The sequence below is a fragment of the Candidatus Zixiibacteriota bacterium genome (genome assembly GCA_035380245.1).
Lineage (GTDB): Bacteria > Zixibacteria > MSB-5A5 > GN15 > FEB-12 > DAOSXA01.
In genome coordinates this window covers 194,115-210,449 of sequence record DAOSXA010000003.1, presented here as the reverse complement: position 1 = coordinate 210,449, position 16,335 = coordinate 194,115, and the positions used below count along the sequence as shown (strand labels likewise).

Annotated in this window: 14 protein-coding genes; 5 read left to right on the top strand and 9 right to left on the bottom strand. The window is 50.6% G+C overall.

The features are described from left to right. Positions 1–43 precede the first annotated feature (43 nt). The 6 genes from PLF13_11225 to rfaE1 form a co-directional block, all read right to left on the bottom strand. Complete coding sequence (locus PLF13_11225) at positions 44–1,201, bottom strand: type IV pilus twitching motility protein PilT (protein HOP07847.1); 1,158 nt, start codon at positions 1,199–1,201, stop codon at positions 44–46. Positions 1,202–1,236: 35 nt separating this feature from the next. Beyond that, positions 1,237–1,731: an acetyl-CoA carboxylase biotin carboxyl carrier protein gene (gene accB, locus PLF13_11220; protein ID HOP07846.1), complete on the bottom strand. Its 495-nt coding sequence runs from the start codon at positions 1,729–1,731 to the stop codon at positions 1,237–1,239. A gap of 95 nt (positions 1,732–1,826) precedes the next feature. Beyond that, a complete protein-coding gene (locus PLF13_11215) occupies positions 1,827–2,912 on the bottom strand; it encodes a Xaa-Pro peptidase family protein (GenBank protein ID HOP07845.1) in 1,086 nt (361 codons plus the stop codon). Between the two features lies 1 nt (position 2,913). After that, a complete protein-coding gene (locus PLF13_11210; protein HOP07844.1) occupies positions 2,914–3,549 on the bottom strand; it encodes a tetratricopeptide repeat protein in 636 nt (211 codons plus the stop codon). Positions 3,550–3,603: 54 nt separating this feature from the next. Beyond that, positions 3,604–4,077 carry a D-glycero-beta-D-manno-heptose 1-phosphate adenylyltransferase gene (rfaE2, locus tag PLF13_11205; protein ID HOP07843.1) on the bottom strand — a complete coding sequence of 158 codons (474 nt, stop codon included), beginning with the start codon at positions 4,075–4,077 and terminating at the stop codon, positions 3,604–3,606. Between the two features lie 32 nt (positions 4,078–4,109). Further along, positions 4,110–5,135: a D-glycero-beta-D-manno-heptose-7-phosphate kinase gene (gene rfaE1, locus PLF13_11200; protein ID HOP07842.1), complete on the bottom strand. Its 1,026-nt coding sequence runs from the start codon at positions 5,133–5,135 to the stop codon at positions 4,110–4,112. Between the two features lie 141 nt (positions 5,136–5,276). On the opposite strand from rfaE1, the gene PLF13_11195 reads away from it, so the two are divergent. From PLF13_11195 to PLF13_11175, 5 genes are all read left to right on the top strand, one after another. Further along, positions 5,277–5,606 carry a DUF3467 domain-containing protein gene (locus PLF13_11195; protein ID HOP07841.1) on the top strand — a complete coding sequence of 110 codons (330 nt, stop codon included), beginning with the start codon at positions 5,277–5,279 and terminating at the stop codon, positions 5,604–5,606. A gap of 2 nt (positions 5,607–5,608) precedes the next feature. Next, on the top strand, positions 5,609–7,348 hold the full coding sequence (locus tag PLF13_11190; GenBank protein HOP07840.1) for a DUF1957 domain-containing protein: 1,740 nt from the start codon (positions 5,609–5,611) through the stop codon (positions 7,346–7,348). Between the two features lie 99 nt (positions 7,349–7,447). After that, positions 7,448–7,669 carry a hypothetical protein gene (locus tag PLF13_11185; protein ID HOP07839.1) on the top strand — a complete coding sequence of 74 codons (222 nt, stop codon included), beginning with the start codon at positions 7,448–7,450 and terminating at the stop codon, positions 7,667–7,669. A gap of 149 nt (positions 7,670–7,818) precedes the next feature. Then, positions 7,819–8,223 carry a response regulator gene (locus PLF13_11180; GenBank protein ID HOP07838.1) on the top strand — a complete coding sequence of 135 codons (405 nt, stop codon included), beginning with the start codon at positions 7,819–7,821 and terminating at the stop codon, positions 8,221–8,223. Positions 8,224–8,394: 171 nt separating this feature from the next. Further along, positions 8,395–12,345 (top strand): PAS domain S-box protein, encoded by a 3,951-nt coding sequence (locus tag PLF13_11175; GenBank protein HOP07837.1) that lies wholly within the window; start codon positions 8,395–8,397, stop codon positions 12,343–12,345. On the opposite strand, the gene PLF13_11170 is transcribed toward PLF13_11175, so the two are convergent. Genes PLF13_11170 through PLF13_11160 form a run of 3 tightly spaced genes read right to left on the bottom strand, consistent with a single transcriptional unit; the run spans position 12,342 to position 16,316 of the window. Next, the gene (locus PLF13_11170; protein HOP07836.1) at positions 12,342–13,628 is read right to left on the bottom strand and encodes a hemolysin family protein; all 1,287 of its coding nucleotides are present in this window, start codon (positions 13,626–13,628) and stop codon (positions 12,342–12,344) included. The two genes, PLF13_11175 and PLF13_11170, sit on opposite strands and share 4 nt — an antisense overlap. A gap of 1 nt (position 13,629) precedes the next feature. Next, positions 13,630–14,073 carry an rRNA maturation RNase YbeY gene (ybeY, locus tag PLF13_11165; protein HOP07835.1) on the bottom strand — a complete coding sequence of 148 codons (444 nt, stop codon included), beginning with the start codon at positions 14,071–14,073 and terminating at the stop codon, positions 13,630–13,632. Further along, entirely contained in the window at positions 14,073–16,316 is a 2,244-nt protein-coding gene (locus PLF13_11160) for an HDIG domain-containing protein (protein HOP07834.1), read from the bottom strand. The genes ybeY and PLF13_11160 overlap by 1 nt, the downstream gene beginning before the upstream one ends. Positions 16,317–16,335 lie beyond the last annotated feature (19 nt).

Here is a 16,335-nt window from a genome sequence, read left to right as displayed (position 1 = left end):
GTTATCGTATTGTTACAGAGAGCGTTACAACTCTCAATAGTTATCAGAACTTGTTAAATCCTTCCGTTGATCCACCGCTTCGGGACTTGTTGGATGATTCCGTCCCCTCATCTCCGGACCAGCGATCAGCGCTGCTGGTGATGCCGCGGACACGTAGATCGAAGTCGTCCGGATTGGAAGCATGCGCCATTGCTTCTTCGAACGATATCAATCCTTTCTTGTAAAGCTTCATGATACCCTGATCGAATGTCTGCATTCCGTACTGCACCTGCCCCTGCTCCATCAGTTCGTGAATCTCGACAGTCTTTTCCGGATCCATAATGCACTCACGAATCGCGCCGGAATTGATCATGATCTCCAGCGCCGGAACTCGCCCCGGCATATCGGCACGCGCCAGAAGACGCTGGCAGATAATCGCCTTGAGAGTACCGGCCAGAAGAAGCCGTATTTGCTGATGCTGATGAGGCGGGAAAAACGACACAACACGGGTTATCGTCTCGACTACGTTCATAGTGTGCAGCGTCGTCAGCACCAGATGACCGGTATCGGCTGCGGTCAGGGCGATAGACATCGTTTCGAGATCGCGAACTTCACCGATCAGAATAACATCGGGATCCTGGCGGAAAGCATGTCGCAAAGCCGATGCGAAAGTGTCGGTGTCACCACCTACTTCACGTTGCGAAATGATCGAGCTCTTATCGCGATAAATATACTCAATCGGGTCTTCAACCGTCATGATGTTATCCGAACGTATCGCATTCATCTTCTCGATCATGGCCGCCAATGTCGTTGATTTACCGGAGCCGGTCGTACCGGTGATAATGATCAGTCCTCGGTGCTCGGCCGCTATTTTCTCGATAACCTCCGGCAAATTGAGTTCCTCGAATGAGGGAACCTGCGTATTGACGGCACGGATAGCGATACCCGAAGTTCCGCGCTGCCGGAACAGGTTGATACGAAAACGGCCTAGCTTGGCCACCGAGAGGGCCAGATCCATCTCGTGTTTGGCGTTAAATCTCTCGAGTTGTTTTTCGTTGAGAATCTGCTGAACGATCTGATCAATCTGGTCGATTGTCACCGGGTCGGTCGCAATCGGTTCGAGTCGTCCGTTAACTCTCAAGTGAGGACGGTTACCGACTCGAATGTGCAAGTCGGAGGCTTTCCGCCCGAGCATTTCAACCAACATCTGTTTGAGATTCATGTCTAACCCCTGGCTGTTGCGAGTTCCGTTCGCCCTTAATCCGGTTCAATCAGGAACAAGGTCTGGCCGAATTCTACCGGTTGGGCGTTTTCGACCATGATCCTGGTGATTCTACCGCTGACTTCCGATTCGATTTCGTTCATCAGCTTCATCGCCTCAACGATACAGACAATCTGCCCCACCGATATTTTCTGATTGAGTGAAACATAGGGATCGGAGTCCGGTGAAGGCGCCGCGTAGAATGTCCCGACCATCGGCGACTTAACCGGGACCAGATTACCCAGATCTTCGGTCGGAGCCGCCGGTGCAGGCGAAGTCGCCGCTGCCGGAGCTGCGGCCGGAATTGGTGCTGCCGCTACGGCTGGGGCGTGGGCAGCTACGACTACATGCGTACCATCACCGTGACCGTTTTGAGACGATGAAATCCGCTGGACGATTCTTACCTTGCGTCCCCACGAAGAGACCTCAAGGGATTCGATTTCCGATTCTTCGACCAGTCGGATCAGTTTCCGAATATAATTCTCGTTCATTATAGTTCCTCACGGGCCAATCCATCCGGGATCGGCCGGGTGATCTGTCCAGGCCTCAACTGTCCTGATAACTTCGAAATTATAGACCCTGCTAATTACACTTCCAACAAGTTTTTTGGGAAGTGTGTCAGCACCTTACAGCCGTTACGTGTCACGACCACGTCATCTTCGATCCGAACGCCGCCCCAGCCGCTGATATATATACCCGGCTCGACCGTGATAACATTGTTGACCTGGAGCTTCTCCTCGGATATCGGCGATACATGCGGACCGGTATGAATCGGATTGTAGGGGAAACCTATCCCGTGCCCGGTGCCGTGTCCGAATTCCTTACCGTAACCGGCGCGCGTTATGATTTTACGACAGGCTTCATCTACTTTTCTGCAAACCACGCCGGCTTTGACCGTTTTGACTCCCGCCATTTGCGAACGAAGTACGATGCCGTAGATTTTTTTCTGTTTGGCCGTTGCCTTGCCAACCACAATCGTACGAGTCATGTCCGAGACATACCCGTTAACCGTAGCACCGAAATCGAACGTGACGAAATCACCGGCCTGTATTTTTTTGTTCGAGGCCATACCGTGCGGCATAGCCGAACGATAACCGGACGCGATAATCGTCTCGAACGATGGCCGTTCGGAACCGAGCATGGCCATTTGATATTCCAGCTCGGCTTGTAATTCGCGCTCAGTCACCCCCGGCGCTACCAGTTGGAGAACCCGCTCCAGGGCCGTATCACCTATCTTACAGGCTTTGGCGATCAGGTCGATTTCGAGTTTCTCTTTGACCCAGCCCAATTCGGCAATCATTGCATCGCCCGGTACCAACAACGCATCCGGTAACGCAGCCTGTAAGCGCTTGCCTCCCGCTACCGACAAATTGGATTCGCTGTATCCGTAACGAAGATTCTTCCGGTTTAACTGTGGAAATTCTTTGAGAGCCCCGATCAAATCGCCCTTGCTCATTACGTTGACCGTCGCTCCCTTGACTTGATTCTTAGCCTGATCAGCATAGCGGAAATCGGTCAGGAACTGGGTTTTGCCGTTGCCGATAACCAACAATCCGTTTGATCCGGTATAACCGCAAAGGTAGCGAACGTGATCCAGATGGGTTACGATGAATCCGTCCAGATTTTCCTTCTTGAGTCCGGACTTAATTTCATTGATTCGTTTAGCAGACATGTCAATGTTCCTTTTGTTCTGCAGACAACCTGGCCTTGGCCAGTTTTTCTTTTAATCTGGGTGAATCACCCCGGTCACTGAGCATTTCGAACACTTGTACGGCCAATCGCGGATATCCCTGGGCCAGATACAAGTCACCGACCGTTTCGGTATAAAACGGGATATCTCTCCGTGGAGCTTCGCGCTGCGGTGAGAGTTTTACATGTTCGGAATGGTTCTTAAGGGTGATAGTGCGAGTGAGCGGTTCCCGGCTTCGTTCGAGCGACAAGACCAATCCACGGCAGTCCGGGTCAATTTCAAGGACACGTTGATAATGAGCTATAGCAGCCGGTTCATCACCGGCCTCAAAACAGATGTCCCCGAGATATTTCAGAGCTACCAGATTATCCGCATCATAAGCCAGCAACGAATAGAATTGCTCCCGGGCTGATTCGGTCTGCCCCGCATGATACAGCGCTCGGGCATAGATACCACGCGCTGAGGTCGGGGTACGCCCTGATTCCATGTTGGCCCGACAGATCTCAACCGCCTGTGAGTATTTACCCTCAGCCAAAGCCCGTGCGGCTCGTGCGGGCCAGTAACCGGTCGCAGCGAGACGCTCGGCAGCGCCGGGACTCCTTTCGGTGGTCTCACTCATGAATGGAATTAAAACCAGATAGAAGACAAAAAGCAAGGTCCGTTTAGCTGGAACCTATTCCGTCAATAACTTGAGAAGTCGGGTTGAGGAGCGCCCGTCAAGCAATCTGACCCGCCTGACAGTACCGCCGTTTGCCCGAACGAAGTCCGCTCCCACAATCTCAGAGATCTTATAATCAGCCCCTTTGACTAATACATCCGGGCGAACTTGCTCGATCAGTTTCTGCGGTGTGTCTTCACCAAAAATCACGACATAATCGACCGCTTTCAATCCCAGCAGAATCTTAGCCCGGTCTCTCTGGTTCTGTAAGGGACGTTTTGGTCCTTTGAGACGCTGCACACTGGCATCGGAGTTCAGCCCAAGAATGAGTAAATCCCCGAATGATCTGGCTTTAGTGAGATATTGAACATGACCGGCATGCAGAATATCGAACACCCCGTTGGTGAAAACGATTCTCTTCCCCAATCGATGTAAACGTAAACAGAGTCGAGCGATATCCTTATAAGGGATGAGTCCGGACTGTACCATCTGTCGTTCCAGAGACAATACCCGCGAAGGATTTAATTGTCTATCCCGGCTGAGACCAGATTGCCATTGAGAACGTTCTGCTTCAGACCTTTCGAAAGACGTGGCAATGACACCGAAGCGGTACCGATCTCGGCAATCGTGATGCCGGCAGCGGTGTTGGCAACAATAGCCGCCTCGACAAGATTGGCTTTCGCCGCAACCGAAGACACGAAAGTAGCGATAACCGTATCACCGGCGCCGGTGACATCATAAACCTCGCGTGCGAAAGTAGGGATATGCGTCGGCGGCACATCTTTCTGAAACAACGACATTCCGTCGGGACCGCGCGTGATCAGGATTGAGCGGGCCTGGAGACGATCCAACAGACCATTACCGACCTCAAGCAGGTCCTGCTCGTTTTGGATACGACGCCCATATGCAAAACCTGCCTCGTGATGGTTCGGAGTGATCAGCGAGACATTACGGTAATTCGGGAAATTCGTCTCCTTGGGATCTACGGCGACAAATTTCTCTCGATGGGAACAGGCCTGAATGACCGCTTCCAGTAAAGTCGGTGTTATCACTCCCTTACCATAATCGGAGATAATCACCGCATCGACCCGGTCGATCATCGACATGAAACGATCCAGGAGCTTCTTCTCGATCGGCTCATCGAGACTATGACGATTCTCCCGGTCGGTTCTTACAACCTGCTGGCTGTGAGCGATAACTCGTGTTTTGATGGTCGTCTGGCGTGACTTGTCAAGAATCAGATAGTCATCCGATATGGAACGATCGTTCAACAACGCTGTTAACTTCCCCCCGGCCTCATCGTTACCCACCGCTCCCAGAAGAACCACTTCATCTCCCAGGGTGCGAATGTTGGCCGCCACGTTGGCCGCACCGCCCAGAAGCTGCTTGCTCGAGGTGATTTCTACGACCGGCACAGGAGCTTCCGGTGAAATACGACTCACCGATCCGAACCAGTATTCGTCGAGCATGATGTCGCCTACAATCATTATCCGCGCCCGACCCATACCTGCGGTTATTTCATCTACCCTTGCAGCAGTCAAAGCCATATCACTACCTTATTGCGAACATTCACCAAGGTTCACGGTTATAAGTCACAAATCTGTTGACTTGGTGTTCGAATATATTAAAATGCAACGCCTTATACAAGAAAAGAAATCCACATTATATAACGATATAAAGGACCTGACATGATGCAGCCTCAAGGCCCCCAGCAGATACAGATAGAGCTTGAAGACGCTGTCTCAGAAGGGACTTACGCCAATCTGGCCATGATAATGCACTCCCCTAATGAGATCGTGTTGGATTTCGCCAGGGTTGTACCGCGCAGCCCCAAGGCTAAAGTCAAGGCTCGGATAATAATGACCCCTATGCATGCCAAGATTCTCCTTAAGACTCTCGAGGATAATCTCAAGAATTTCGAGAAGCAGTTCGGTGAAATCAAAATGCACGTTTCACCGGATAAAATCCAAAATCCCATCGGTTTCGAATCCAGCAGTTCCGATCGAGGGGAGGACTGACCGTGGCTAAAGGTTATTTCTCCTTCGTATTGCATGGCCATTTGCCTTATGTGTTGTCACACGGGCGCTGGCCGCACGGCATGGACTGGCTAAGTGAAGCTGCTGCCGAGACTTACTTGCCGATTATAAGAACACTCAATGAACTGGCTGCCGAGGGTTATAAGCCCAAACTGACGATGGGACTCTCCCCCGTCCTCAGCGAGCAGTTGGCCGATGATTCCTTTAAGGAAGAACTGGTTTCATATCTCAACCAGAAAATCAAAGCGGCCCAGGCCGACTCAGAGGAGTTTTATCGCTACGGACAAAAGCAGATGATAACCAACTCCCATTTCTGGGAAGAGTTCTACAGTATGACGTTGAATCATTTCAACGGAATAGGTCAAGACATCATCGGCGCATTTCGGCAACTCCAGAACGACGGTTATCTTGAGATAATTACCTGCGGCGCCACTCATGGGTATTATCCCCTTTTGTCCCGAGACGAATCGCTTCAGGCCCAAACCAAAGAGGCCGTTAAAACACATTCACGTCATTTTGGCCGCGCCCCGAGAGGCATCTGGCTTCCGGAATGCGCTTATCGTCCTCGCTATAAATGGACGCCCCCGGTGCCTATCGACGGCAAGCAGGAGCCGTATTTACGCAAAGGCGCCGATGAATTCCTGACCGAGAACAATCTGGATTTCTTCATTATTGACTCGGCCCTTTTAAGAGGCGGCAAGTCGGTTGGTGTATACATCGATCGATTCGAAGCCCTCAAACTCCTTTGGGGACAATTCGAATCACAATACAAACCGCGTGACGAAGAACATGACAAAACTCCCCGCGAAGTCTACCTGGTTTCATCATCGCCGGAAGGGAAAAAACCGACAGCCATCTTCACGCGCGATCCGGAAACCGGCCTTCTGGTCTGGTCGGGAGAGCACGGCTATCCGGGCGACGGAAACTATCTCGATTTTCACAAGAAACGCTTTCCCGGGGGTCATCGCTACTGGGCGGTAACTTCCGCCAAAGCCGACCTGGCCGATAAAATCGAATACGACCGTCAACGCGCACTGGGTCGAATCGGTGAGAACTCGGATCATTTCGTCGGCAAAATCGAAGAGATTCTCGTCAAGTACAACAGCGACAGCAATCGCGAGGGAATTTTAGTAGCTCCCTACGATGCTGAACTCTTCGGCCATTGGTGGTTCGAGGGACCGTTGTTCCTTAAGGATGTATTGCGGAAACTCTGCGAGAATGAATCGGTGGCTTTGACTCACCTTTCAGAGCACCTCGATCGTGTCAAGCCGACCAGTATCATCTCCATCCCGGAAGGTAGCTGGGGTGAAGGCAATCATCACTATATCTGGCTCAATAAGAACACCGAATGGACCTGGACTAAAATCTATTCGGCTGAGAAGCGGATGTGTGAAATCGCTCGCTTCTGGTCTGAAAATCCGGATCGCCGAGATCATGAATTAGATGATTTGATCAAACAAGCAGCTCGTGAATTGATGCTTTTATCAGCTTCCGACTGGCAATTCCTGATCTCCACTTTCGCAGCCCGTGATTATGCGGAATTGAGACTTAGTGAGCATTACAGCGATTTCAACCGACTGGCCACCATAATCGACAAGAAACTAGCCGGTGAGACTATCTCGGACGGTGACTGGCAGTTCTTTGCCGATTGCAAGCAGCGTGACAAACTGTTCGATGATATTGATATTGAATGGTTTGCCAGGGTAGAATACCCCGCAAAATAGCCGGGCCGGGAACGATAACTAATTAACGAGACTGATCCTTCAGAAGTTCAGTCTCGTTTTTTTCTTGCCCGACACCGTCCTGTCCAGGTAGTTAATCTTATGGTAGTAGTCAAGCAACTGACCAAGTGCCCGTTCTGTCTGGAACCGATTGCCGCGGGAGCCACCCGCTGTAAACACTGTCAGGCCGATTTAAGCTCAAATCGCAAGAAAAAGGCTTTTATTTATAAGCTAAATACCTTTCGTACCGGATTCCTGACCGGGGTGCTATTCAGCTTGCTTCTAGTAATTATCATCTGGTTCCACTTCTGGTCCGGCGACTGAAATAAAAAGAGGTTATGGTATCTCTCAGATACTTTTTGTTCAGAACAACTTAACCTTTGGCCTGTTATCGCCGACCATAATAGAAAGGGTTTGATACCGATTGGTTTCAGAAATATCCAATATCAGACCATCTATGGAAGAGGATTTTGATGGGCTCCAAGGCATCTGTACTCATAGTAGACGATGAACAGTTCCTGCGCCAGATTCTCGGGAGGATCGTTGCTCGAGAGGGATTTGCAGTGGAAGAAGCCATCGATGGTAAAGATGCCCTGAAAAAGATCCAGGAAAAAACCTACGACTTCGTGATCTCCGATATCAGGATGCCCAATCTAGACGGGATAGAACTCCTGAATCGGATAAAACAGGATCACAAAGGCATCACCGTTATCCTGATTACAGCTTATGCCGGTCAGTACACAGCCCAGGATGCCCTCAAAGCAGGTGCTGATTATTATATAACCAAACCGTTCAAAAACGTGGAAATCGCCCGCACATTGAATACCCTGCTGGTGAAACGTCAAGCCCTGGCCCGTCGTCAGGAAGCCAGACGTTAGGCTCTGTCCTCAATTCAAGCCTTTTTAGACCCTTGCCGATAACAGAATAGAGGGATTATAACCGGAAAATGGGGCTGTTCGGTCAGATATGCTTGCTATTTGGCCGAAGTCATAACCGACTACTAAAGAATTGCCCTTTGCCCCAGGAGCTAACTGAAGAAAGCCGATTCATTGAATCATAGCGTTGATCAATCCACAAAAGGCATTTTAAAAAGAATCCCCTCGCCTGTTATCGATGCCATCATCGTATCCGTGGGATTTATTCTGGCGGCATTTGTTCTGACGGCTACCCGTTCGTGGTCGTTGGAAACCCATTCCACGGAAACGCGTCTTATTAATTTCATTCTCCCGCTACTGGCAGCCCTCACTGTCGTAGTCATCCGTCGGCTGGTTTTCGCTATTCGACGTATTCATCAACAAGAATATGAATTGAATGAATTGAGTATTTATCGTCTCCTGACCGACTCCGCCCTGATGGGATTCTGTGTCATCAATTTCGAAGGGAAATTCATATATGTCAATCCGCGCATGGCCGATCTTCACGGTTATACAGCTCAGGACATGATCGGTCGGCACTTCACTATAATCCACCCCGAGGATCAGCATCCCAAACTACAGCAACTATGGTTAAGACTGATGACCGGCGACCAATTTGGTCCGCTTGAATTTACCAATATAAGACGTGACGGCAGCACTTTCCCGTCTCTGACTAATATCTCGGTTATGTCCTCGATGGAGAATCATCCGGTATTAGTAGCTGTATCCACCAGTGATATGACCGTTCAGAAAAAACAGGAATTAAATCTGAGACGACAAGCGGCATTCTTCCGCAACAACCCTTCCCCGGTGCTATTGATCGATTCAATAGGAACGATAACGGCTCAGAACCTCGCGGCCTCCGCCATCGTCGGTTCCAATGCCATTGGACAACTTCTTTCCGATATCCTGCCTGAAATTGAAATGGAGTCACTGTTGAAAATGAGTGACGGTGTATCTCCATCATTGACTGTCTTCGCTGCCGGTCGGAAGTTTCTCTTCACGGCAGTAGCCAATCGGGCAACTCAATCGACCTGTCTTTATGGTAACGACATTACGGAACGCAGTCGCGTCGAGAAGGAACTCGAGACTGAGAAAGCTCATGTCGATGCTCAACTACGTCAGGTGAAGAGCCTGAACCATGTCGGTCAACTGCTAGAGGACACCAGCCAAAGCACCGATGAATTGCTTCAGACATTAGTGGACTCTCTGCCAACCTTTCTGGGAGAGAAAAACCGCCTGGCGGCGCGCATTCTGATCGAGGGCCTGCAGTACCACGGGCAGGGTTTTCGCGATTTGCACCGGGCAATCTCCTCTACAATCGTAGTTAATAACCAGTCACGCGGAATTCTCCAATTGACCGAAATTCCCAATAATACCCAGGAAAATAACAATCGGAACCTGACGGACATCCAATATGTGATCGATTTGATGGCAAAATCGATCGGCCGTTTTCTCGAACGAACCGAATCGATCAGAATGTTGGAGCGCAGTAAAGAAGAAAGCCGCCTCATTCTAGATACCGCCCGCGATGCATTCGTCGGTATCAAGTCAACCGGTCAGGTGACCGCCTGGAACCGCCAGGCCGAGGAAATCTTTGGATATGAACATCACCAGGCTATCGGTCGATTCCTTGCCGATCTCATAATACCCGAAGAACTCATGGTCAAGCACATCGCCGGGATACAGAAATATGTTGAGGTAGGAAAGTCCGGTCTGGGGCGCCGTCGTTTTCAATCAACGGCTCGACATCGTGACGGTCATGCATTCCCGGTCGAACTCACAGTCTGGTCAGTAGGAGGCGGCGAAAATCTGCGTATTTATTCGTTGATCCATGACATATCAGATCGCGTACGCTCTGAAATGGAGTTGATCAAAGGGCAGATTCTCCTTAATACTACCCTCGAAGCCACTTCCGAAGGAATCGTCATCACCGATGATGAAGGTCATATTCTGCGTTGTAACGCCAAAGCTATCCAGTTATATGGAATTTCTCCCAACCTCCAGATGCCTGATAATCGTGAGTTGTTACTAGATCATATTGCCAAACGTTTTACCGACCGCGAATTCGCTGCCACTCGTATCGAACGGTTCCTCCTTTCAGAGGATATATTCGAGGAGGAAGTGAACTTGATCGACGGCCGAGTTTACGAGATCAGCTCTCATCCTTTGCGAGCCGAGGGTTTTAGCGGCCGGCTCTGGACCACCCGCGATGTATCTGAACGTAAAGAATCGGAACGGCGACTCCGTTTTCAAAACGACTTCATGAGTCAGGTGATCGATGCCCTCAGCGATCCATTCTTCGTCATAGACGCCAAGACTTCGGCAATAGTTCTTTCCAATCGGGCGGCTGAATTCAGTCGCAAGGATAAAAGGCGCATTTGTGGTATACAGGAAGACGGATTGGAGCAATCCTGTGATTCGGTTGATTTCCTCAATATCAGTCAGGAGACTATCAAGTCCGGCAAACCGGCGGTGGTCACCGGCAGCTATCTGACTTCGACCGGCGATACCAGAGTACTGGAAGTCCACGCTCATCCTATCCTGGATGAGACGGGAAAAGTGCATCAGGTTATTCTACATGAACAGGATGCAACCGAACGTGTCGAGCGCCAGCGAGATTTGCTGATGCTTTCTGCCGCCGTGGATCAATCAGCCCACATGATTTTTGTCTTCGATTCCAACGGCAGGATCCGCTATGTCAATCCGGCTTTTTGCGATCAGACCGGATATAATATCCGCGAGGTGCTGGATCGACCGATCAGTCTCTTTGAAACATCGGTCGATAAGGGACATCGCATCATGACATTAATTGATCAGATTCTGTCCGGTGATCGCTTTTCCGGCAAATTACAACTCCGCCGTAAAGGAGGTAAGACTTTCTGGGCGCGGCTCTCGATTTCCGCCGTCAGGACTATCGGAGAATCCAATGAAGTCCGTTTATTGGCCGTAGGCGAGGACATCAGTAACGAGTTATCAACCCAACAACAGCTCATGGAGTCCGATAAAATGTCCGCCATCGGAACCCTCGCGGCTGGTGTCGCACATGAATTCAAAAACTACCTGGCCGGTATCATGGCCAATGCTTCATTTGCAATCGATCAGAAAGACGCGGACGATGCCGAAGAGATCACTAGCGATGCCCTAACCCAGATCCTCCAACTCAGCGAGGGCGCAAATGAGATCGCCATGTCCCTGCTCAGTTATTCACGCTCGCGCGCCGACGATCGCTATGCCGTTATCGTACGCGACATCGTCACTCAAACGGTATGCCTGATTGAGAAGGAATTCCGCAGTCACTCGATCGAGATTATCACCCGTCTGGACGATATGGAACCGCTGATTCTGTCGCCGTCGAAAATCCAACAACTGCTTCTCAACCTGTTAATAAACGCAGCTCAGGCCATCGGTGACGAAGGCGTGGTCACTATTACTCTGACCCAACGAGAGGATCAAATGATCCTACGCGTAGCCGACAGCGGCAAAGGGATTCCGGTCTCACACCTCCATCGGATATTCGATCCATTTTTCTCAACAAAAGGCGTCTGGGGAGAAGATTCCGCCATTGGGACCGGTATCGGGCTCTCGATCTGTCGCAACATTGCTCGTGAACATAATGGAGACCTTACCGTGGAATCAGTGATCGGCGTCGGTACCACTTTCACGCTGAACATCCCCATCGTCACGGAAACCACGATTCACGATGAATTGGACGGTTCTTTAGCAAAAGGACCAACCATGTTGCTTCTGTGCAGCGATCAGCATATTGTCCGGCACTATCAGGCTCAAGGCGAGATTACTGAGACACAAGTGAAGGCATCAGCATCACTGTCGGATCTCGATGACGATCTTGCTACCAGCGCTGATTTTGTGGCGTGTGACAGCCGGAGTATGGATCGCCCCAGCGTTCTTAAGCTGCACGAGCTTTGCCGAAAAAATCACCTCATCTGTCAGATGATTAATTGCGGTCGCGATAATTCAGATCAGGATGAAGTGGGAGACGGAGTAATCAGATTCGACGGTCTGCCCGATATAGAAATCCTGGCTCGCAACAAACGATCCCGCCCCCGACTAGTCAGACATTAGATCCCTGGAGACCGAAAGCGTACGATAACGCTGCGGATACGCTGCCCATCCACTCGGGCCACCTCGAATTCGATATCGTGCCATTTGATTCGCTGGCCCTCGGTAGGCACGGAGCCAACCATTCCATAGATCAAGCCGCCCACAGTATCATAATCCTCTTCATCGTAGTCGGTGTCCAGGTGTTGTTGGAGTTTCTCCACGGAGAGAGCCGCACTGACATGATAAACACCCTCGGAGACTTTCTCGAATTCTTCACTCTTGGTGTCGTGCTCGTCTTGAATTTCACCGAATATCTCTTCAATGATATCCTCGAGCGTCACCAATCCCGCTACTCCCCCGTACTCGTCGACAGCTATGGCTATATGCTGTCTGCGGATTTTAAATTCCGTGAGAAGTTCACCGATAATTTTGGTTTCAGGTACGAAGTAGGGCCGACGGAGATATTTGGAGATATCGAATACCTCACCCGGTTCAGGCATATTGTTGAACAGGTCTTTGACATAGATAAGACCGATCACATTGTCGATTTTCTCCTCGTAAACCGGATAACGTGAGTATCCGGATTCGAGGACTATCTCACGAATCTGCATAAAGGTCAAATTCTTGCCGATTCCGGTGATGTCGATACGCGGGATCATAATCTCGCGCACCACTGTCTGGTCGAGCAGGAAGATCTGCCCTATCATCGCCTTTTCATCGTCTTCGACCAGCGACTCGCCAATACCGGCATCCTCGGCCAGAGTCTCGATAGCTCTTTCGATAATCTCTTCCTTATCCTCCTCGGAGACTTCACCGGTCCGGCGGTTTTTCCCCACCACCCGTTTGTAAAGTCGGGTTATCGGCGACAGGAAGAAATCAACCGCGATGATCACCCAGAGATGGCGAGCGAAACCGACTCCGATAGCTCGACGCGAGTGCCGTCGTGGAAGGAATTCGACAAAAAGCAGATAAGCCAGCCAGATTAACACTAAACCGGGAACCCACACGGCCACATCCGGGAAACCGGTCAAGTACAGAATTAGATTGACCAAAGGCCAGATGGCCATAGTAACCAGGATCAACACGAATGACTTATAGATAGTCGCCATTCGCGTGAAAGCTCTTGGATCCTCAGCCAGCCGCGACAGGAATTTACGACGGGCCGGTTTAAGATCGGGGAACACTTCCTCCACTTCGTCGGGATCGATGTATACGGCCAGCGAATAAAGCGAAACCACATTCCCCGTCCAAAGGCCCCCGATTATTCCGATCGGCGCCAGCCAATCCCAAAGCTGAATATCCACGCTATACTCCGACCTTCTGAAGATAGAGTTCCTGCCGCTCGAACATAAGCCGTTCGTCAGCGACCGAGCGTTCATGGTCGTAACCTAACAAATGCAACAAACCATGACACGTCAATCGGGTCAACTCCCGTGTCAGGCTGAGATCGTTTTCCGAGGCTTGTCTTTGCGCCGTGGGAATCGAGATATACAATTCACCGAACACCGCCTCGGTCTCGACCGGCTCATCCAAATTGAACGACAGAACATCGGTCGGTTTGTCTTTACCTCGATAAAGCCGGTTAAGTTCCCGGATACGTTGGTCCCCCACGAACACGAGATTGACCTGCCCTTTTAGTTTTAGTCGTCTTTCCCCTCTCATTACTATCTCGAACAAACGAAGTAATAGCGCCCGCGGCGCTCGAAAGGAGGGGACGTCGTCATCCTTGCCGATCATCAGGTGTAACATCAGTCGGCGTCCTTATCTTTAGTCGGGTATTTCACACGATGATGGAAAGCTGCAATCAATACCTGAGCAAAGGCCTGCTTGATTCGAGCCAGATCCCGCAGGGTCAGCGGGCAATCATCGAGCTCTCCGGATTGAAAACGATCGTTGATGATCCTCTGAATAAGCCGATTGATACGCGACGATGACGGTCCTTCCAATGTCCGGCTGGCGGCCTCGACAGCATCCGCCAGCATCGCGATACCGGTTTCACGGATCTGAGGTTTCGGACCGGGATAGCGGAATTTATCTATAATCGATTCATCCGCTCCCTGCTCCAGAGCCTTATTGTAGAAATATGTCATGACCATCGTGCCGTGGTGTTCTTCGATGAAGTTCAGAACGTCGTCCGGGATATTGGCCTCTTCGCCGAGCTGACGACCTCGCTTCACGTGCGAAGCCAGCACCAGAGCTGAGATTGTCGCCGAAATCGATTCGTGCTTGCTTTTTACGCTCAACTGGTTTTCGACGAAATACTCCGGGATTTCGATCTTACCGATATCATGGTAATAAGCGCCGACTCGCGCCAGCAACGAATTACCGCCAATCGCTTCGGCAGCCGTCTCACACAGATTCCCGACCACGATCGAATGCTGGTACGTCCCGGGAGCCTCGATCGCCAACCGTTTGAGCAACGGATGGTTCATGTCCGAAAGCTCCAGCAGCGTAATATCGGTGGTAATCCCGAACAATGCCTCGAAAAACGGCAGGATACCGATAGTCAGCAGAACCGATACGATTCCGTTTACCAGACCATAACCGACCTCCGTAAGAACTTCATCGTTCGGCGTAAATTTGAGATTCTCGACCAGGAATATCAGTGCGGCATAGGCAATCGACACCAGGAGAATGATTCGGAAGAAATCAGTCCGGCGCCGCACTCGCCGTGAAGCGAAACAAGCCACGGTTCCGACAATCATGGTTGTAAGCGACAGACTGAAATTGAACCGATGCATGATCCCGAGTAGAAGCGCCAGTACCAATGTGGATAACACTCCCACCTCGGCATCGAACAGAATCGTAATCATAATCGGCAGGATCGCTACCGGGTAAAGATAGATGGAAACATCCAGCCGTTGGATGATATTAATTAAAAATAGCTGCAGGGCGAACACGAGGAACATTGCCAGCAGTCGTGGATTCGATTGATATATATCCTTCCGGAAAGCATAGAGGAACAAATACAGTGTGGAGAAAGCGGCCAGGACAAGGAGAATCCGAGCCAATGCCGGGATGAGTGCATTCAACCAGCCCTTGTTGGCGGCCTCAGCCCTCATTATTGCCGCCATCTCGTCTAAAATGCGCTGTTGGCGCTCGTTTACCCGCGTACCGGAACGAACGATGATATCCCCGGTATTGACCACTTCCTTAACGTTCGAAACCGAAGCCAGCCGTTCCTCAAGTTGACGGTTATATTCGTCTTTATTGATCGTCAGGTTTGGTTCGATAAACACTCGCCCGACCATGTAGGCATGCTCGACATCGATCGAATCCGTCGATCGCGCCAGATTTAAAGCACTTAGCAGTCTTCCATTCGCTTCGGCGGTCGAGATCACCATCTCCTTGGCAAAGAGGCTCCGTCGATCACCACGGACGATCAATACCTCGTTGGCGGGAAGGTCCTCCAGAGCAGCCCGGTCGGCTACCACGCCCACCTTGTAGATGACGTCATGATAGATACGCTGCAGGACTTCATTCAAACGGTCAAGATTATCTGATGTCAGCGAACGCACAATCGCACTACGGGACATTTGCGGATAACTGTTCTCCAACTGTACGATCATGCTGTCCTGGAGGAGTGGCGTGCCGCTTTGTTTAGAGCGTCTGAGTCGCTTAACGGCATCAATGAAACCGTTCAGATTATCGGATACCCGCTCGATTACCGAAGTATCATTGTCAATTATGTATTCCTGAGAATAGCGGATCCGCTCCATCTCCGCTTCCAGTTCACGATCGCTCTTATAAACCGTGATCTGAAATGGGGCAATCACTGCCTCCTGAGAGATCTCTCCGCGACGGGGCATATCGAGCGGATCATAAAGATCCTCACCGGGATAAAAAATACCAACCAGAAGCGAAACGAGCAGCAACAATCCCAGCTTGCGCAGTCGCGACTGCACTGAGGTCCTGACTACCTGGCGACTGGCACTCTTGACCTTGAGTATTTTAGTTATCCGGCGTCGGATATGAAGAATGAACGAAAACATACGGCGAAACTCCCTTTCG

Coding starts and splice junctions, on each gene's coding strand:
- rfaE1 (HOP07842.1), bottom strand. CDS start 5,135: ATGGCTTTGACTGCTGCAAGGGTAGATGAAATAACCGCAGGTATGGGT.
- PLF13_11185 (HOP07839.1), top strand. CDS start 7,448: ATGGTAGTAGTCAAGCAACTGACCAAGTGCCCGTTCTGTCTGGAACCG.
- PLF13_11215 (HOP07845.1), bottom strand. CDS start 2,912: ATGTCTGCTAAACGAATCAATGAAATTAAGTCCGGACTCAAGAAGGAA.
- rfaE2 (HOP07843.1), bottom strand. CDS start 4,077: ATGGTACAGTCCGGACTCATCCCTTATAAGGATATCGCTCGACTCTGT.
- accB (HOP07846.1), bottom strand. CDS start 1,731: ATGAACGAGAATTATATTCGGAAACTGATCCGACTGGTCGAAGAATCG.
- PLF13_11225 (HOP07847.1), bottom strand. CDS start 1,201: ATGAATCTCAAACAGATGTTGGTTGAAATGCTCGGGCGGAAAGCCTCC.
- PLF13_11160 (HOP07834.1), bottom strand. CDS start 16,316: ATGTTTTCGTTCATTCTTCATATCCGACGCCGGATAACTAAAATACTC.
- PLF13_11180 (HOP07838.1), top strand. CDS start 7,819: ATGGGCTCCAAGGCATCTGTACTCATAGTAGACGATGAACAGTTCCTG.
- PLF13_11210 (HOP07844.1), bottom strand. CDS start 3,549: ATGAGTGAGACCACCGAAAGGAGTCCCGGCGCTGCCGAGCGTCTCGCT.
- PLF13_11195 (HOP07841.1), top strand. CDS start 5,277: ATGATGCAGCCTCAAGGCCCCCAGCAGATACAGATAGAGCTTGAAGAC.
- ybeY (HOP07835.1), bottom strand. CDS start 14,073: ATGTTACACCTGATGATCGGCAAGGATGACGACGTCCCCTCCTTTCGA.